Genomic DNA, 17,240 nt, shown 5'->3' with positions numbered 1-17,240 from the left:
AAGGACCGGACTGTTGAGATAGTCGTCCGAACGGCGAGATGGATCACATACCGCTCACACGCAAGCTCACACACAAGGAGTCCCGACCGTGCTCGAAGAGGTGGAACGCTGGCTGACCAGGCGTTCCTGGTCGTCCGCCGACCGCCCGCTGAACCGGCTCACCGACGCCCGGGCCGCCGACCCTCACCGTACGTCGGTGAGTGTGGTGCTGCCCGCGCTCAACGAGGAGGCCACGGTCGGGGCGATCGTGGCGACGATCCGGCGGGAGCTGATGGAGAAGGTCCGGCTGGTCGACGAGCTGGTCGTGATCGACTCCGGCTCCACCGACGCCACCGCCGCCGTCGCCCGCGCGGCGGGCGCCCGGGTGGTCCACCGGGACGCGATCCTGCCCCGGATCCCGGCCCTGCCCGGCAAGGGCGAGGTGCTCTGGCGGTCGCTCCTGGTCACCAGCGGTGAGATCGTCTGCTTCGTCGACGCCGACCTGAAGGACTTCTCCGCGGACTTCGTCTCGGGGACGGTCGGGCCGCTGCTCACCGATCCCGCCGTGCAGTTCGTCAAGGCGATGTACGACCGCCCGCTAGGCGACAGCGCAGGTCAGGGCGGCCGCGTCACCGAACTGGTGGCACGCCCCCTGCTCAATCTGCACTGGCCGCAGCTGGCCGGCTTCGTGCAACCGCTGGGCGGCGAGTACGCGGTGCGGCGCTCGCTGCTGGAGCGGCTGCCGTTCCCGGTCGGTTACGGAGTGGAGCTGGGGCTGCTCGTCGACGCGCTGCACACCGTGGGTCTGGACGCGCTGGGCCAGGTGGATGTGGGGGTGCGGCGCCACCGCCACCAGGACGGGCAGGCGCTGGGCCGGATGGCGGCGGCGATCTACCGCACGGCGCAGCTGCGGCTCTCCCGGGGCCATCTGGTGCGGCCGGCGCTGACGCAGTTCGAGCGGGGCGAGGAGGGGTTCGTGCCGCGCACCCATGTGGTGGACACGGAGGAGCGGCCGCCGATGCGGGAGATCGAGGAGTACGTGGAGCGGTGGGCGGCGTGAGGCGTACGCGGGCGTGGTCGGCGGTGTGATGTCGGTGGCCGGTCCTCCGGACGCGCGTTTGGCGGCTTCCCTTACGGGCTAGGTTCCGCTACATGGTCACTGAGCATGCCGAACCCGCCGCCCCGTCCACCGCCCAGGTCCTCGTCGCGTCCAACCGCGGCCCGATCACGTACACGCTCGGCGAGGACGGGACGCTCGACGCCAAGCGCGGCGGGGGCGGGCTCGTCTCCGGGCTGAGCGCCGTCGACGACAAGCTGTGGGTCTGCGCGGCCCTCGGCGACGGCGACCGGGAGGCGGTGCGGCGCGGGGTCGGTGAGCCGGGCGTACGGATGCTGGACATCGACGCCGAGGTCCACGCCGACGCGTACAACGGCATCGCGAACTCGGTGCTGTGGTTCGTCCACCACCTGCTCTACCAAACTCCCGTGGAGCCGGTCTTCGACGCGGAGTTCCGGCGCCAGTGGGCCTCGTACGAGACGTACAACCGGGCCTTCGCCCAGGCGCTCGCGGAGGAGGCGGGGGAAGGGGCGGCGGTCCTGGTCCAGGACTACCACCTGGCCCTGGTCCCCGGCATGCTCCGCGAGCTGCGCCCGGACCTGCGGATCGGCCACTTCTCGCACACCCCGTGGGCGCCGGTGGACTACTTCCGGCTGCTCCCCGACGACATCGGTGAGCAGCTGCTCCGCGGCATCCTGGGTGCCGACCGGGCCGCGTTCCTGACCCGGCGGTGGGCGGACGCGTTCATCGGCTGCTGTACGGAGATCCTCGGCGGGACGGGCCGGACCAGGATCGGGGTGCACGGGCTCGGGGCGGACGCGGACTTCCTGCGGCGGCGCTCGCAGGAGGCGGACGTCGACGAGCGCATGGAGGCGCTGCGGGAGCAGGTGGGCGAGGGCCGGAAGACGATCGTCCGGGTGGACCGTACGGAACTGTCCAAGAACATCGTGCGCGGCCTGCACGCGTACCGCGCCCTGCTGGACGCCCACCCCGAGTGGCGCGAGCGCGTGGTCCATGTCGCCTTCGCCTACCCCTCGCGCCAGGACCTCGCGGTCTACCGGGACTACACGGCGGCGGTGCAGACCCTCGCCACCGAGATCAACGGGGCGTACGGCACGGAGAGCTGGACGCCGGTCCTGCTCCATGTGAACGACGACTTCGCCCGCTCGCTCGCCGCGTACCGGCTGGCGGACGTGGCGCTGGTCAACCCGATCCGCGACGGCATGAACCTGGTCGCCAAGGAGGTCCCCGTCGTCTCCGACCACGGCTGCGCGCTGGTGCTGTCGCGGGAGGCGGGGGCGTACGAGGAGCTGGGCGAGGACGCGATCGTGGTGAACCCGTACGACGTGGTGGGCACGGCGGAGGCGCTGCACGAGGCCCTGTCGATGAGCGCCGAGGAGCGGACCGGGCGCACGAAGCGGCTGGCGGAGGCGGCGACGGCGCTCCCGCCGCAGCAGTGGTTCCTGGACCAGTTGGACGCGCTGCGGCAGGAGTGAGGGGCGCTTAGAGGCGGTCCGCCAGGGCCGCCAGGAAGTCCACCACGGCGGCCGGGCCCGGGACCAACAGGTCCGCGCGCTCGGCCAGTTCGGGCACCTCGGCGCTGCCGCTGCACACCAGCAGCCCCGGGATGCCGTCCGGGCCGGCGCCGCGCAGCTTCTCCACCGTGGCGAAGGCGGCGAGGTCCCCGAGATCGTCGCCCGCGTACAGGACGGACTCCGCGTCGACCTCGGTGACGTACGTGGCCAGGGCGACGCCCTTGTCCATGCCCGGCGGACGCAACTCCAGGACCTGGCGCCCCGGTTCGAGGATCAGCCCGTGGCGGGCGGCCAGCTCGCCGAGGGGGCCGCGCAGGGTCTCGAAGGCCGCCTGCGGGTCCTCGGCGCGGCGGGTGTGGACGGCGACGGCCTGGCCCTTCTCCTCGATCCAGGTGCCGTGCCAGGAGTCGAACTCGTGCAGTACGCCGGGGAGTTCGGCCCGCACGGCGGCGACTCCGGGGTGCGGGGCGGGGGCGTTCACGGTGCCGGTGGCGGCGTCCCAGCGCTCGGCGCCGTAGTGGCCGAGGACCACGAGGTGGTCGAGGCCGGGGACGCCCGCGAAGCCGCCGTAGCGGACGGCGACGCCTGCGGGGCGGCCGGTGATCACGGCGACGGAGGCGACCTTCGGCGCGAGTGCGGCGAGCGCCTCGACGGCGCCGGGGTGGGCGCGGGCGCGTTCGGGGTCCGGGACGATGTCGGCGAGCGTGCCGTCGAAGTCGAGGGCGATGACCGCGCGGTCCGGCCGGGCGAGGATGGCCTCCAGGCCCTCGCGGCCGGCCGGGGTGGTCGGGGTCGGGATCGGCGGCTGTACGGAGTGGCTGCCCATGGGGTGAGCCTAGCGGGGTGCGGCGGGCTACGGGGCCCGGGCCCGACCGGGGCTCCGCCCCGACCCCCGCTCCTCAATCGCCGGAGGGGGTGAAAATGCTTCGCCGCATCGCCCGCAGACAGAAGCCGGGGCGGCGAAATCAAGCCCCTCCGGCGATTGAGGAGCGGGGGTCCGGGGGCAGCGCCCCCGACGTGGGCCGTCAGCGGCGCTCCCGCCGCGCCGCCTTCAGCCGGCGCAGCCGGTTCACCGTCACCGGATCCTCCCGCAGCGCCCGCTCATCCTCGATCAGCGCGTTGAGGAGCTGGAAGTAGCGGACCGGCGAGATACCCAGCTCCTCCCGGATCACCCGCTCCTTCGCCCCGGGCCCCGCCCAGGACCTCCGCTCCAGCGCGAGCAGAGCACGGTCACGGTCGGACAGCCCCGAGGGGGAAGGCGTGGGCTCGGCGTCAGGCGCGGTCATACAACCAACCTAACCGCGCCCGCCGACACCGCCCGCTCCCACCGCGCCCGCCGCTACTCCGCGCTCTCCGCCTTCGCCGCCTCCGCCGCTATCGACCCGAGCACCCGCTCCGGGCTCCCGCCGGGCGCCACCGCCTCGCCGATGTTCGTCTTGATCGACTCGCTCACCGTCGCCCAGGACGTCTTGCCGAAGGGGGGCAGCTGGGAGTTGGGCAGCGCCGCCAGGAACTCGCGGAGCTTCGCGTGCTTGGTGTCGGTCTCCATCTCGGCGGACGCGCTGCCGGTCACCGGGAGCAGGTCGTACTCGTCGGCGAAGGCGAGCACGTTCTCGTCGGAGTAGGCGTAGTCGAAGAACTCGCCGATCGCCTTCCGGTTGCCGTTCTGCTTGAAGCCCATCATCCAGTCGGCGACGCCCATCGAGCCCTTGGTCGGCCCCTCGGCGCCGGGCAGCGGCACCATGCCGACCTTGACGCCCTTGGCCTCGGCCTCCTCCATCAGCGTGGGGTGGCCGTTGAGCATGCCGACCTCGCCCTTGGTGAACGCCTCGAAGGCCTTCGCGCGGTCCAGCTTGCCCGGCGCGACGGGGCCGGTGAGGCCCTTGCCGACGAGGTTGTCCCGCAGCCAGCTGAACGTGGCGATGTTCTGGGCCGAGTCGATGTCGTAGAGGCCGACGTCGTCGACGTAACCGCCGCTGTTGCTGAGCAGCCACATCAGGGTCTCCGCCTGGGACTCCTCCTGGCCGAGCGGCAGGGCGAAGGGGTACTTGACGCCCTTCGCCTTGAGCGCGGTGGCGTCCTTCTGGATGTCGTCCCAGGTCTCGGGGGCGTCCAGGCCCGCCTGGCCGAAGAGCTTCTCGTTGTAGAAGAGCAGCCGGGTGCTGGCGACGAACGGGAGCCCGTACAGCGTGCCGTCGACCTTGCCCGCGTCGGTGAGGGTGGGCAGGAAGTTCGCCTGGGTGCGGATGGAGAGCATCTGGTCGGCGCTGTAGAGCTTGCCGTCCTTGGCGTAGTCCGCGTAGGCGCCGATCTGGGCGATGTCGGGGGCCTTGCCCGCCTTCACCATCTCGGCGACCTTGCGGTCGACGTCCTTCCAGGAGTAGACGTTGACGTCGACCTTGATGCCCGGGTGCTTCTTCTCGAAGCCCGCCGCGACACCGCTCCAGTACTTCTCGGAGCTGTTGGCCGCACTGTTGCCGTAGTCGGCGGCGACCAGCGTGAGGGTGACGTCGCCCGTGCCGCTGTCACCCCCGCAGGCCGACAACGTTGCCGTCATACCCAGCGCGGCCACCACCGCGGTCAGAACCGTAAAGCGCCGCTGCACAGCCTCGCCCATCCTCGTTGATCCATCTGGTCACGGGCGGTGGCGCAACGTCACCGTACGGACCTCTGATCGGTCGGCCACGGCGCCGCCACCCGTCCTGCCACCGTCCGGATGAACTGCGATTTTCCCCCACGGCGGAGGGGAGGTCTACACCACCGGCGTATCGCTTCGGCAACGTATACGGACCCCGGGGCCCACAACTGGCTTACGTGGTCTGGCAGTCGGGGCCCCGAACCCGTATCTTGGTCCAGACCATTGCCCCAGGCAGACCCTGTTGCTCATGCCCATTTCGTGGCTTTCCGGCAGAAAACGGTCCGCCTTCACTCGTTCATCATTTTGTATGGGTGCGCAACAAACCGCGCTAGTGGACTAGACCTTTTAGGGGTCGGCGGGCGAAACTGTCTCCCGTGAGACATGTCATCGCCCTCGATGTGGGCGGCACCGGAATGAAGGCCGCGCTGGTCGGAACCGACGGCACGCTGCTCCATGAGGCGCGGCGGGCCACCGGCCGGAAGCGCGGGGCCGACGCGGTCGTCGAGACGATCCTCGCGTTCGCCGCGGATCTGCGCGCCCACGGCCAGGAGCACTTCGGCGAGAGCGCCGTCGCGGCGGGCGTCGCCGTGCCCGGCATCGTCGACGCCGAGAAGGGGATCGCGGTCTACGCCGCCAACCTGGGCTGGCGCGACGTACCGATGCGGGCCCTGCTCGGCCAGCGCCTCGGCGGGATCCCGGTCGCCCTCGGCCACGACGTCCGCACCGGAGGGCTCGCCGAGGGCCGCATCGGGGCGGGCCGGGGCGCGGACCGCTTCCTGTTCGTGCCGCTGGGCACCGGGATCGCCGGGGCCATCGGCATCGCGGGGCAGATCGAGGCGGGCGCCCACGGGTACGCGGGCGAGATCGGCCACATCGTGGTCCGCCCCGAAGGACCGGAGTGCGGCTGCGGCCAGCGCGGCTGTCTGGAGACCCTGGCCTCCGCCTCCGCGGTGACCCGGGCCTGGGCCGCCGCCTCCGGCGACCCCGAGGCGGACGCCGCGGACTGCGCCAAGGCCGTCGAGTCGGGCGACCCGGCGGCGATCGCGGTCTGGCGGGACGCGGTCGACGCGCTCGCCGCCGGGCTCGTCACCGCGCTCACCCTGCTGGACCCCAGCACGCTCATCATCGGTGGCGGTCTCGCCGAGGCCGGGGAAACCTTGTTCACACCACTGCGTGCGGCCGTCGAGGAACGCGTCACGTTCCAGAAGCTGCCCCACATCGTCCCGGCGGCCCTCGGGGACACCGCCGGATGCCTGGGCGCGGGGCTGCTCGCCTGGGATCTACTCTCCACGGAGGTTTCCGCCTGATGGCCGGACGCGCAGCAGACAGCACCGTCCTCGCGGGCGCCCGGGTGGTCCTTCCCACCGGGACCGTGGAGGACGGCCGGGTGACCGTCGAGTCCACCCGGATCGCGGACTCCGCCCCCGAGGACGCCCGGGTCATCGACCTGCCCGGCCACTGGGTGGTCCCCGGCTTCGTGGACATGCACAACCACGGCGGCGGCGGGGCCTCCTTCACCTCCGGCACCGTGGACGAGGTCCTCCACGGCATCCGTACGCACCGCGAGCACGGCACCACCACGCTGGTCGCCTCCACGGTCACCGGCGAGATGGACTTCCTCGCCCGGCGCGCCGGCATCCTCTCCGAGCTGGTGGAACAGGGCGACCTGGCCGGGATCCACTTCGAGGGCCCCTTCATCTCGCCCTGCCGCAAGGGCGCCCACAGCGAGCAGCTGCTGCGCTACCCGGACCCGGCCGAGGTCCGCAAGCTGGTCGACGCCGCGCGCGGTGCCGCCCGGATGGTGACCCTGGCCACCGAGCTGCCCGGCGGGCTCGACTCCGTACGGCTGCTCGCCGACCTCGGGGTGATCGCCGCGATCGGCCACACCGACGCGACGTACGAGCAGACCGTCGAGGCGATCGACGCGGGCGCCACCGTCGCCACGCACCTGTTCAACGCGATGCCCCCGCTGGCCCACCGCGAGCCCGGTCCGATCGCCGCCCTCCTGGAGGACGACCGGATCACCGTCGAGCTGATCAACGACGGTACGCATCTGCACCCGGCGACCCTGGAGCTGGCCTACCGCCACAAGGGCGCCGGCCGGGTCGCGCTGATCACCGACGCGATGGACGCGGCCGGCTTCGGCGACGGGCTGTACGACCTGGGCCCGCTCGCCGTCGAGGTCCGCGACGGCGTCGCCCGGCTGGTGGAGGGCGGCTCCATCGCGGGCTCCACCCTCACCCTGGACACCGCGTTCCGCCGGGCCGTCACCATCGACCGGATTCCGGTGGAGGACGTCGTACGGTCCATCTCCGCCAACCCCGCCCGCCTCCTCGGCGTGGACGACCGGGTCGGATCGCTGGAGCCGGGCAAGGACGCGGACCTGGTGGTGCTCGACGACGACTTCGTTCTGGCGGGCGTCATGCGCAAGGGCGAGTGGATCATCGAACCCAAGACGGCCTGAGGCCCTCTCCCGGTGAGCGCGGGGTGAGCACGTAACGAAGAGATGGCGGTCGGGCCCCGGGACTGGGCCCGACCGCCCTCCCTTTGACATGATCACCAGGCCCGCAAGCACCAGCACGGGCGGACGGACCGACGGATCGAGGGAGGTGCCGGACCAGGTGATCCTGACCGTCACTCTGAACACCGCGCTCGACGTGACGTACGCCGTCGACGCGCTCGTCCCGCACACCAGCCACCGCGTCTGCGATGTCACCGAACGCCCCGGCGGCAAGGGACTGAACGTCGCCCGGGTGCTGGGCGCGCTGGGCCACGACACCGTGGTCACCGGCTTCGTCGGCGGCGCGACCGGAGACGTCCTGCGCGGCCTGCTCGCCCCGCTCCCGCCCCGCGACGCCCTGGTCCCCGTAGCCGGGAACACCCGCCGCACCCTGGCGATCATCGACCGCTCGACCGGCGACACCACCCAGCTCAACGAGCCGGGACCGCAGGTGAGCGCCGCCGAATGGGCCGCCTTCCTGCGGACGTACGAGGAGCTCATCGGCGCCGCCGACGCGGTCGCGCTCTGCGGCTCGCTGCCGCCGGGCGTCCACGTGGGCGCCTACGCGGAGCTGGTCCGGATCGCCCGCGCCGCCTCCGTACCCGTGCTCCTGGACACCAGCGGCGAACCCCTGCGCCGGGGCATCGCCGCCCGCCCCGACCTGGTCAAGCCGAACGCGGACGAGCTGGCCCAGCTCACCGGCTTCCGCGAACCGCTCCGCGCCGCCCGCGACGCCCGCCGGCGCGGCGCCCACGCGGTGATCGCCTCCCTGGGCCCCGAGGGCATCCTCGCCGACACCCCGGAGGGCACCTGGCGCGCCGCCCCGCCGGCCCCCGTCCGCGGCAACCCGACCGGAGCGGGCGACTCCGCGGTGGCCGGCCTGCTCTCCGCCCTGGCCGAGGGGCTCGACTGGCCCGCCCGGCTGGCGCGGGCGGTGGCCCTGTCGACGGCGACGGTCCTGGCCCCGGCGGCGGGCGAGTTCGACACGGCGGCTTATGCGGAGCTGCTGCCGCGGGTGAGCGTACGGAGCTCGGGCGAAGCGGCCTGATCAGCGACACGGAACAACCGGAACGGCCCGCCGAGGAAGTCGACGGGCCGTTCACCGGACATCGGGGCCGAAGGCCTCAGCCCGGGGTGACTTCCAGCCAGTCGAGCAGCACGTCACACTGGTTGCCGTCCTCGCACGAGATCTTGATCTCGTTCTCGCCCTTCTTGAGGTCGACCGGCGCCCAGGTGGTCTGCCAGTTCTTCTCCCAGGCCGGGTCGGAGGACTTGATGAAGTTCTTCAGACCGATCGGCTGGCTGTTCGTCTTTCCGTTGACCGTCAGCGTGGCGTTGGCGTCCTTGGCCGGGACGGCGTAGCGCACGGAGAGGCGGTACGAACCCTCGCTCTTCATGTCCGCCCGCCAGGTCACGGAGGAGCCGACCTGGTTGAAGCCGGTGACGTACGTACCGTTCACCCCCTCGGCCCCTTCGATCGAGCGGTCCACCGTGGCGGGCCCGCCCAGCGTCAGCGTCGCCGCGTCCTGCTTCGGGAGCTCGACCGGCTTCGGGGTGTCCTCGGGCTTCTTCTCCGGCTTGCCGGTCTCCTCGACCTTGTCGGCGGGGCCCTCCGTGGACACGGCCTCGTTCTTCTTGTCCTTGTCGCCGTCGCTGCCCGAGAGCAGCGCGGCGCCGATGCCGATGAGGACGACTGCGACCACGGCGACCGCCGCGATCAGCAGCGCCTTGGTGTTCGGGCCGCCCCGGCCGCCGGAACCGCCGCCGCCGGGCACCGAACCGTGCTGCGCGGTGGTCGCGCCGCCCGGGTAGGTCTCGGGGGCCGCGTACTGCGGGTTCGGCGCGTTGTACTGCTGCGCGGGCTGGCCGTAAGCCTGCTGGGGCGGGTAGCCGTACCCCTGCTGCGGCGGCACCTGGTGCTGCCCGTACTGGCGCTCACCGACCGTCCGCACCTGGTTGTACGACGTCCTGGGCACGCCCGGCTGCGCGGCCGGACCCGGGTAGCCGTAGCCGCCCTGACCGGGCGGCTGGGCGCCTGCCGCTTGTCCGTCCGCGTACAGGTAGCCGAACGGATCGTCGTCCTCGGGCTTGCTCGCGCCGTTGTTTCCGGCCGTCATCCCTGGGTCACTCCTCACCATCTCGCCAGCCGTCGCCGACCGGCCGAGCCTACCTCGAACGGAGCACAGCCCGAATTGCGATCATCCGGCGGGCGGGTTCGCGGGAACGGGTACGGGGTAGGGGGGACAAGCGTCCGTGAACGTCAGCCGGCCCGGCGGTGAACCTTGGACCGCGACCGCTTCTCGACGTACATCCGCTGGTCGGCGGAGCGCAGGACCTCTTCCACGCTCATCCCGCACTCGGCCCAGCCGATGCCGAAGCTCGCCCCGACCCGGACGGCGCGCCCATCGACCCTTATGGGCGGAATGATGGCATTTCTCAGACGTACGGCCAGGTCAGCGGCGTCCGCCGCCCCGAGGCCGTCCGCGAGAACGACGAATTCGTCACCTCCGAGCCGCGCGACCGTGTCGCCGTCCCGGACGCAGGTCGACAGCCGCCGCGCGACCTCTATGAGCACCGCGTCACCCGTGTGGTGGCCGAAGCGGTCGTTGATGGACTTGAAGCCGTCGAGGTCGCAGAAAAGGACCGCGAGCCCCTTCGTGCCGTCGTCGTGCTCCGCGTCGGGGGCGAGCGTGTGCACATGGTGGTCGTAGAGCCCGCCGCCGGGCACGGCCTCCCCCTCGTACCCGTCGGCCTGGTAGCCGTGGGTGAGGGACGACTCGACGTCCCCGTACGCCGCGTCCAGCGCCTCGATCGCGGTCGCGGCCGGGGAGTTCGGCCGCTCGCAGATCCGGGCGCTGAGGCGGGACTTCAGCTCGGCGCTGTTGGGCAGCCCGGTCAGGGCGTCGTGCGAGGCGCGGTGGGCGAGGTTCAGCTCGTGGCGCTTGCGTTCCTCTATGTCCTCGACGTGGGTGAGGAGGAAGCGCGGCCCGTCGGCGGTGTCGGCGACCACCGAGTTGCGCAGGGAGACCCAGAGGTACGTGCCGTCCCGCCGCGCGAGCCGCAGCTCGGCCCGGCCGCCTTCGGCCGAGGTCCGCAGCAGGGTGCCGATGTCCTCGGGGTGGACCAGGTCGGCGAAGGAGTACCGGCGCAGCACGGAGGCCGGGCGGCCGAGCAGCCGGCACAGGGCGTCGTTGGTGCGCAGCAGCCGGCCGTGCTGGTCGCCGCCCATCTCGGCGATGGCCATCCCGCTGGGCGCGTACTCGAAGGCCTGGCGGAAGGACTCCTCGCTGGCCCGCAGCGCCTGCTGTTCGCGCTCCAGCCGGACCAGCGCGCGCTGCATGTTGGCCCGCAGGCGGGCGTTGCTGATCGCGATGGCGGCCTGGGAGGCGTACATCTGGAGCGCCTCGCGCCCCCACGCGCCGGGGCGGCGCCCGTTGCGCGGCCGGTCGACGGATATGACCCCGAGGAGGTCCCGTCCGCCCCCGGAGGCGTACATCGGGGCGTACAGCCGGTCCAGCGGGTGCCACTCGTCCTCGAAGCGCGGCTCGGGGCCCTCGGTGTGCCACTGCGGTACGTCGTCGTCGAGCAGGACCCAGCCCTCGGTGTGCGGGATGAACCGCAGCTGGTCCCAGGCCTCGCCCATGGTCAGCCGGCGGTCCCAGGAGGCGCGGGAGCCGACGCGGCCGGTGATCAGGGCCTCGGCGGCGGCGTTGCCCGCGAAGGCGGCGATGACGAGATCACCGTCGGGCCGCACCAGATTGACGCAGCCCAGCTCGTATCCGAGACCGGTGACGATGCCGTCCGCCACGGTCTGCAGCGTGTCCGCCAGACTCCGCGCCGTGTTGAGATCGGCGACGGCCTGGTGCAGCTGCCGCATGGTCGCAAGGCGGACGTAGGGTTCCGACTCGGCCTCCATCGCTCGCACTCCCCGAGACCTCGACAGCAACTCCAGGTTTCATATCGACGTACTTGTTGCAGTGTCACGGCCACTGAATCACAGTGAGCTGTGCACCCGGTACACAGGGTCAGCAGAAAATGGACTCTGTGACTCAAGTCACAACAGATGGTGCCGTGGTTGAGGGTGACTCTTCGGGCGTTCCGTCGTTTTCCTGGCGCACATCCGGCCGTGCGCAGGCGTGCGATTCGGCCATGCTTCGGTGTCCGGACACTCCCCGTCCCCGAGGGGAGCCCTTGAAACCCCATCGGACCCAAGTCCTAGGACCCGGCTGGTCCCCTGGCCCGATGCCGCGGCCCGTCGCGCGCGGTTAGCGTTCCGGTGTGCTGCAGACGACTCCCACCACCCCGCGCCCCGAGCCCATCCCCCATGCTGAGGGGGTGAGCAACGACGAGTTCCGCGCAGCACTCGCGCGGCTGGCCGCCGGAGTGGTGCTGGTCACCGCCCAGGAGCCGCCGCTCGACGAGGAGGGCCGCGGCGAGGACGTCGGGATGACGGCCACCGCCTTCATGTCCGTCTCCCTGGACCCGCCCCTGGTGATGGTGAGCCTGCGCAACGGCTCCCGGATGGACGACCTGCTCGACGAGCAGCCCCTGTGGGCCGTCTCCGTCCTGGCGGCGGGCCAGCGGCAGATCGCGGGGCGGTTCGCCATGAAGGGCCGGATCAGCGACCGGCTGCTCTTCCAGGACCTGCCGTACGTACGGGGCGAGGTGACGCAGGCACCGCTGATCGGCGGGGCGCTGGCGACGCTGGAGTGCCGCACCGAGCAGCGCGTGGTGGCCGGTGACCACACGCTGGTGATCGGGCGCGTGCTGACGGCGGAACTGCCGAGCCCGGACGGGGACCCGCTGACGTACTTCAAGGGGCGCTACCGGCAGCTGGGCTGACGGGGTGCGGGGGGCCACCGACCACAATCGGGGCGACGGGCCGCGGGGTGACGGGGCGTGGGCCCCGCGCTCACCATCCCGGAGCGGCTACCAGTCCCGGCCCGAGCGGCCGCGCTTGGTGTCGCCGCGCTGCTTCTTCTCGCGCAGCCTGCGCTCGTTGATCCCGCGCGGGATCTTGCGCTTGATCCGCGGCTTGGGCGGCGGCGCCGTGGCCTCGGCCAGGAGCGCGGCGAGCCGGACGGCGGCCGTCTCGCGGTTGCGCCACTGGGAGCGGTGCTCGGAGGCCCGTACGGAGATCACCCCGCCCACCAGCCTGCCCGCCAGCCGTTCCAGCGCCCGCGCCTTCCAGACCTCGGGGAGCGCGTCGGTCGCCGCGAGGTCGAAGCGCAGCTCCACCTGGGAGTCGCTGGTGTTGACGTGCTGGCCGCCGGGCCCGGAGGAGCGCGAGAAACGCCACATGAGCTCGGCCTCCGGGAGGGAGACCGAGCCGCGGATGACATAGGGCCCGGACATGACACCCATGTTCCCTGCCCCGCACCGGGTTCGTCACCTTCTTTTGCGCCGGAGATCCGCGCGTGGGGCCTCTTCAGGTCCACGCCCGGCACCTCTTCAGGAGGAAGTTCGGCAAAGAAAGTAAAGAGAACAGGAACCTCATGGTCTGCTGACTGCGTTAGGACGGGTGACGGTAGCTTTCGTGATGGCACGAACGCCCGCACACGACGAGGAAAGGGACATCCCATGGCTGTAAGCCTGTCCAAGGGCGGCAACGTCTCGCTCACCAAGGAGGCCCCGGGCCTGACCGCCGTCACGGTCGGCCTCGGCTGGGACGTCCGCACCACCACCGGCACCGACTTCGACCTCGACGCCTCGGCGATCGCGGTCAACCCGGCCGGCAAGGTCGTCTCCGACGGCCACTTCGTCTTCTTCAACAACAAGTCGACGCCGGACCAGACCATCGTGCACACCGGCGACAACGTCACCGGTGAGGGCGAGGGCGACGACGAGCAGATCAACGTCAACCTGGCGGGCCTCCCGGCCGACGTGGACAAGATCGTCTTCCCGGTCTCCATCTACGACGCCGAGACCCGCAGCCAGAACTTCGGCCAGGTCCGCAACGCGTTCATCCGCATCCTCAACCAGGCGGGCGGCGCCGAGATCGCCCGCTACGACCTGAGCGAGGACGCCGCCACCGAGACCGCCATGGTCTTCGGCGAGCTCTACCGCAACGGTGCCGAGTGGAAGTTCCGCGCGGTCGGCCAGGGTTACGCATCCGGCCTCAGCGGCATCGCCCGCGACTTCGGCGTCAACCTCTGACCCGAACGCACAGCACCTCACCTCCACGGGAGCCCCCGGCCGCGCGTGCGGCCGGGGGCTCCCGTGCGTGTGCGGTGAGGGCCCGTCAACTCCCCCTCACCACTACATGCAGAGCGCAACGAAATCACGCCACTCCACCGAATACCGGACACCCATGGACCCCAGTCGGACAAGGACTGGTCAAAAACTTGTGAGGTAATTGTCGGCACACCGTCAACTTCGCTCATTCGGTGGCACGCTCTCCGCTCGTAGTCCCCCCACAGGACGACCGACGGAGAATACACATGAACCTCCACACCACCCCCCACAACTCCCGCACCACACGCACCACCCGGCGCCTCGCAGCACTCGCGGCCGTCGCCGCGATGGTGGTCGCCGGAGTCCAGACCGGATCGGCGATCGCCACCCCCGGTGCGAGCGACACGCCCTCCGCAGCGCCCTCCACGGCCGCCGCACTCGGCGTGAACCCCTCGGCCCAGCGCGCCACGGCCATCAAGTCGGCGCAGGCCGAGACCGCTTCGGCGGCGAAGGCCCTCAAGCTCGGCGGCAGCGAGAAGCTGATCGTCCGCGACGTCATCACCGACGCCCACGGCACCGTCCACACCCGCTACGAGCGCACCTACGACGGCCTGCCCGTCCTCGGCGGCGACCTCGTCACCCACACCGCCGCCACCGGCACGCTCAAGGGCGTCGACAAGGCGACGGACGCGAAGATAGCCGTCGCGTCGACCACGCCGAAGCTGAAGGCCGCCGCGAGCGCCCGCAAGGTGATCTACGCGGGCCACGGCGGCACGCCCGTCCTCGCCTGGGAGACCGTCAAGAAGGGCGTCCAGAAGGACGGCACGCCGAGCCGCGTCCACACCATCACCGACGCCACCACCGGCAAGAAGCTGCACAGCTACGAGGCGATCGAGACCGGCACCGGCCACAGCCAGTACAGCGGCGACGTCGAGATCACCACCACCAGGACCGACGCCGGCTTCGAGCTCACCGACGCCGACCGCGGCGGCCACAGGACGTACGACCTGAACCAGGGCTCCTCCGGCACCGGCACCCTCGTCACGGACGACGACGACACCTGGGGCGACGGCACGGGCGACGACCGGCAGACCGCCGCCGTCGACGCCCACTACGGCGCCGCGAAGACCTGGGACTTCTACAAGAGCGCGCTCGGCCGGGACGGCATCGCGGGCGACGGCAAGGCCGCGTACTCCCGCGTCCACTACGGCAACGCGTACGTCAACGCCTTCTGGGACGACAGCTGCTTCTGCATGACGTACGGCGACGGCGAGGGCAACAAGAACGCACTCACCGCCATCGACGTCGCGGGCCACGAGATGACCCACGGCCTCACCTCCGCCACCGCGAACCTGGACTACGCGGGCGAGTCCGGCGGCCTCAACGAGGCGACCAGCGACATCCTCGGCACCTCGGTGGAGTTCTTCGCCGACAACGCCTCGGACGCCGGGGACTACCTCATCGGCGAGAAGATCGACATCAACGGCGACGGCACCCCGCTGCGCTACATGGACAAGCCGTCCAAGGACGGCAGCTCGGCCGACTTCTGGGACGAGAACCTCGGCAACCTGGACGTCCACCACTCCTCCGGCGTCGCCAACCACTTCTTCTACCTGCTGGCCGAGGGCAGCGGGAAGAAGACGGTCAACGGCGTCGAGTACGACTCCCCGACCTCCGACGGCTCGACGCTGACGGGCATCGGCCGGGAGAAGGCGTACCAGATCTGGTACAAGGCCCTCTCCGTCTACATGACCTCCACCACCGACTACGCGGGCGCGCGCGTCGCGACCGAGAAGGCGGCGACCGACCTGTTCGGCGCGGACAGCGAGGAGCTGAAGGCGGTCTCGGCGACCTGGACCGGGGTCAACGTCAAGTAACCCTCACCGACGGAACGTACGGAAGCCGGTCAGTCCTCCATGGGCGGCCGGCTTCCGCCGTACAGCCAGGCGTCCCACAGCTCGGTGAGGTCCTGGCCCGACTCCTCCTCCACGTACGCGGTGAAGTCCTCGGTCGAGGCGTTGCCGTGCCGGTTTGCCTTCGTCCACCCCTTGACCAGGGCGAAGAACGCCGCGTCGTCGTCCATCGCGAGCCGGATCCGGTGCACGACCATGGCGCTCCGCCCGTACACCGGCGGTTCGAACAGATCGGCGGGGCCCGGCGGATCGGCGGGCGCGAATGCCCAGTTGGCGTCGTCCTCGTACGCCTCGTCGAAGCTCTCCTGGACCGGTACGTCCTCGTGGTCGGCGGCCCAGAGCCACTCCGCGTACGTGGCGAACCCCTCGTTGAGCCACAGGTCCCGCCAGGTCGCGGGGGTGACGGAGTTCCCGAACCACTGGTGGGCCAGCTCATGGACGATGAGCCCGGTGTCGGGCGGGCCGGGGAAGACGGGCCGGTTCTGGGTCTCCAGCGCGTACCCGGAGTCGCCCTTCCGCTCCACGATCGCCCCGGCGGAGGTGAACGGGTAGGGGCCGAACTTCTGCGCCGACCACTTCAGTACGGCCGGGATCTCGTCCAGCACGTCCTTGCTCGCGGCCGCCGACTCCGGGTCCACGGCGGTGAACAGCCGGATGCCGTCGGGCGTGACCGACTCCCGCGTGGCGAACCGGCCGACGGCGACGGTCGCCAGATAGCTCGCCATCGGTTCCCGGGTGCGCCAGCGGTAGGCGGTGCGGCCGCCCTCCGTACGCCGGGACACCAGCTCCCCGTTGGAGACGGCCGTGAGCTTCTCCGGGACGGTGACCTCGATGTCGTACGCGGCCTTGTCGCCCGGGTGGTGGTTGCCGGGGAACCAGGCCATCGAACCGGACGGCTCACCGAGGGCGACCGCGCCGTCCGCCGTCCGCAGCCAGCCCTCCTTCCCGCCGTCCGCGTCGGTGAGGGCCTGCGGGGAGCCGGAGTAGCGCACGACGGTGGTGAACGTGCGCCCCTTGCGCAGCCGGTCCTCCACCGCGGCGCCCGGACGGATCGTCAGCTCCTTGCCCGCCCGGTTCACGGACGCCCGGCGCCCCTCCACGGTGGCGCTCTCGACGTCGAGCCCGGCCAGGTCGAGGTGGAAGGCGCTCAGGTCCTGGGTGGCGCGGGCGGTGATCGTGGCCGTGCCGCGCAGCCGGTTCGCGGCCGGGTCGACGTCGAGCTCCAGGCCGTAGTGGGTGACGTCGTAGCCGCCGTTGCCGAGCCCCGGGAAGTACGGGTCGCGGAGCCCGGCCGCGCCCGGGGTGCCCTCGACCCCGCCGGTGCAGCCCGCGCCGAGGAGGGCGAGGGCTAGGAGGACGGAGGTGGCGGCGGGGGCCGGGCGACGGTGGTTCACCGGTCGATCCTAGGCGTCGGATGCGGGGCATCGGGTGGGCAGGAAGGAGC

The 17,240-nt window shown here is 71.6% G+C and carries 15 protein-coding genes; 8 read left to right on the top strand and 7 right to left on the bottom strand.

Annotated elements, in window-relative coordinates:
• The first annotated feature begins 88 nt into the window (after positions 1-88).
• Complete coding sequence (locus IF17_RS0117180; protein WP_030566843.1) at positions 89-1,039, top strand: glucosyl-3-phosphoglycerate synthase; 951 nt, start codon at positions 89-91, stop codon at positions 1,037-1,039.
• Positions 1,040-1,131: 92 nt separating this feature from the next.
• Positions 1,132-2,532 (top strand): alpha,alpha-trehalose-phosphate synthase (UDP-forming), encoded by a 1,401-nt coding sequence (locus tag IF17_RS0117175; protein ID WP_030566841.1) that lies wholly within the window; start codon positions 1,132-1,134, stop codon positions 2,530-2,532.
• Between the two features lie 7 nt (positions 2,533-2,539).
• On the opposite strand, the gene otsB is transcribed toward IF17_RS0117175, so the two are convergent.
• From otsB to IF17_RS0117160, 3 genes are all read right to left on the bottom strand, one after another.
• Positions 2,540-3,397, bottom strand: a complete 858-nt coding sequence (otsB, locus tag IF17_RS0117170; RefSeq protein WP_030566840.1) for a trehalose-phosphatase — start codon at positions 3,395-3,397, stop codon at positions 2,540-2,542.
• Positions 3,398-3,596: 199 nt separating this feature from the next.
• Positions 3,597-3,857 (bottom strand): DUF3263 domain-containing protein, encoded by a 261-nt coding sequence (locus IF17_RS0117165; protein WP_030566838.1) that lies wholly within the window; start codon positions 3,855-3,857, stop codon positions 3,597-3,599.
• Between the two features lie 53 nt (positions 3,858-3,910).
• The gene (locus IF17_RS0117160) at positions 3,911-5,188 is read right to left on the bottom strand and encodes an ABC transporter substrate-binding protein (protein ID WP_030566835.1); all 1,278 of its coding nucleotides are present in this window, start codon (positions 5,186-5,188) and stop codon (positions 3,911-3,913) included.
• 434 nt (positions 5,189-5,622) lie between these two features.
• On the opposite strand from IF17_RS0117160, the gene IF17_RS0117155 reads away from it, so the two are divergent.
• From IF17_RS0117155 to IF17_RS0117145, 3 genes are all read left to right on the top strand, one after another.
• Complete coding sequence (locus IF17_RS0117155) at positions 5,623-6,516, top strand: ROK family protein (protein ID WP_244890512.1); 894 nt, start codon at positions 5,623-5,625, stop codon at positions 6,514-6,516.
• Positions 6,516-7,673: an N-acetylglucosamine-6-phosphate deacetylase gene (gene nagA, locus IF17_RS0117150; protein ID WP_030566833.1), complete on the top strand. Its 1,158-nt coding sequence runs from the start codon at positions 6,516-6,518 to the stop codon at positions 7,671-7,673. The genes IF17_RS0117155 and nagA overlap by 1 nt, the downstream gene beginning before the upstream one ends.
• Before the next feature lie 157 nt (positions 7,674-7,830).
• The gene (locus tag IF17_RS0117145; protein ID WP_030566832.1) at positions 7,831-8,757 is read left to right on the top strand and encodes a 1-phosphofructokinase family hexose kinase; all 927 of its coding nucleotides are present in this window, start codon (positions 7,831-7,833) and stop codon (positions 8,755-8,757) included.
• 76 nt (positions 8,758-8,833) lie between these two features.
• Here IF17_RS0117145 and IF17_RS0117140 read toward each other — a convergent pair whose 3' ends face one another.
• Together IF17_RS0117140 and cdgB are read right to left on the bottom strand one after the other, a co-directional pair.
• Entirely contained in the window at positions 8,834-9,826 is a 993-nt protein-coding gene (locus IF17_RS0117140; RefSeq protein WP_030566831.1) for a CBM35 domain-containing protein, read from the bottom strand.
• 143 nt (positions 9,827-9,969) lie between these two features.
• Positions 9,970-11,625: a diguanylate cyclase CdgB gene (cdgB, locus tag IF17_RS0117135; RefSeq protein WP_030566829.1), complete on the bottom strand. Its 1,656-nt coding sequence runs from the start codon at positions 11,623-11,625 to the stop codon at positions 9,970-9,972.
• Positions 11,626-12,044: 419 nt separating this feature from the next.
• Here cdgB and IF17_RS0117130 point away from each other — a divergent pair, with 419 nt between their 5' ends.
• Positions 12,045-12,551, top strand: a complete 507-nt coding sequence (locus IF17_RS0117130; protein WP_030566827.1) for a flavin reductase family protein — start codon at positions 12,045-12,047, stop codon at positions 12,549-12,551.
• A gap of 87 nt (positions 12,552-12,638) precedes the next feature.
• On the opposite strand, the gene arfB is transcribed toward IF17_RS0117130, so the two are convergent.
• The gene (arfB, locus tag IF17_RS0117125; protein ID WP_006125578.1) at positions 12,639-13,073 is read right to left on the bottom strand and encodes an alternative ribosome rescue aminoacyl-tRNA hydrolase ArfB; all 435 of its coding nucleotides are present in this window, start codon (positions 13,071-13,073) and stop codon (positions 12,639-12,641) included.
• Between the two features lie 216 nt (positions 13,074-13,289).
• Between arfB and IF17_RS0117120 the strand changes: the two genes are divergently transcribed.
• Positions 13,290-13,865, top strand: a complete 576-nt coding sequence (locus tag IF17_RS0117120) for a TerD family protein (RefSeq protein ID WP_030566825.1) — start codon at positions 13,290-13,292, stop codon at positions 13,863-13,865.
• Positions 13,866-14,149: 284 nt separating this feature from the next.
• Positions 14,150-15,760: a M4 family metallopeptidase gene (locus IF17_RS0117115; protein WP_030566823.1), complete on the top strand. Its 1,611-nt coding sequence runs from the start codon at positions 14,150-14,152 to the stop codon at positions 15,758-15,760.
• 29 nt (positions 15,761-15,789) lie between these two features.
• Here IF17_RS0117115 and IF17_RS0117110 read toward each other — a convergent pair whose 3' ends face one another.
• Positions 15,790-17,190, bottom strand: coding sequence for a M1 family metallopeptidase (locus tag IF17_RS0117110; protein WP_030566821.1), 1,401 nt, complete (start codon positions 17,188-17,190; stop codon positions 15,790-15,792).
• Between the last annotated feature and the right edge of the window lie 50 nt (positions 17,191-17,240).

The sequence above is a fragment of the Streptomyces cyaneofuscatus genome (assembly GCF_000718135.1).
Classification (GTDB): Bacteria; Actinomycetota; Actinomycetes; order Streptomycetales; family Streptomycetaceae; genus Streptomyces; species Streptomyces cyaneofuscatus.
This window is presented reverse-complemented; position numbering and strand designations above follow the sequence as displayed.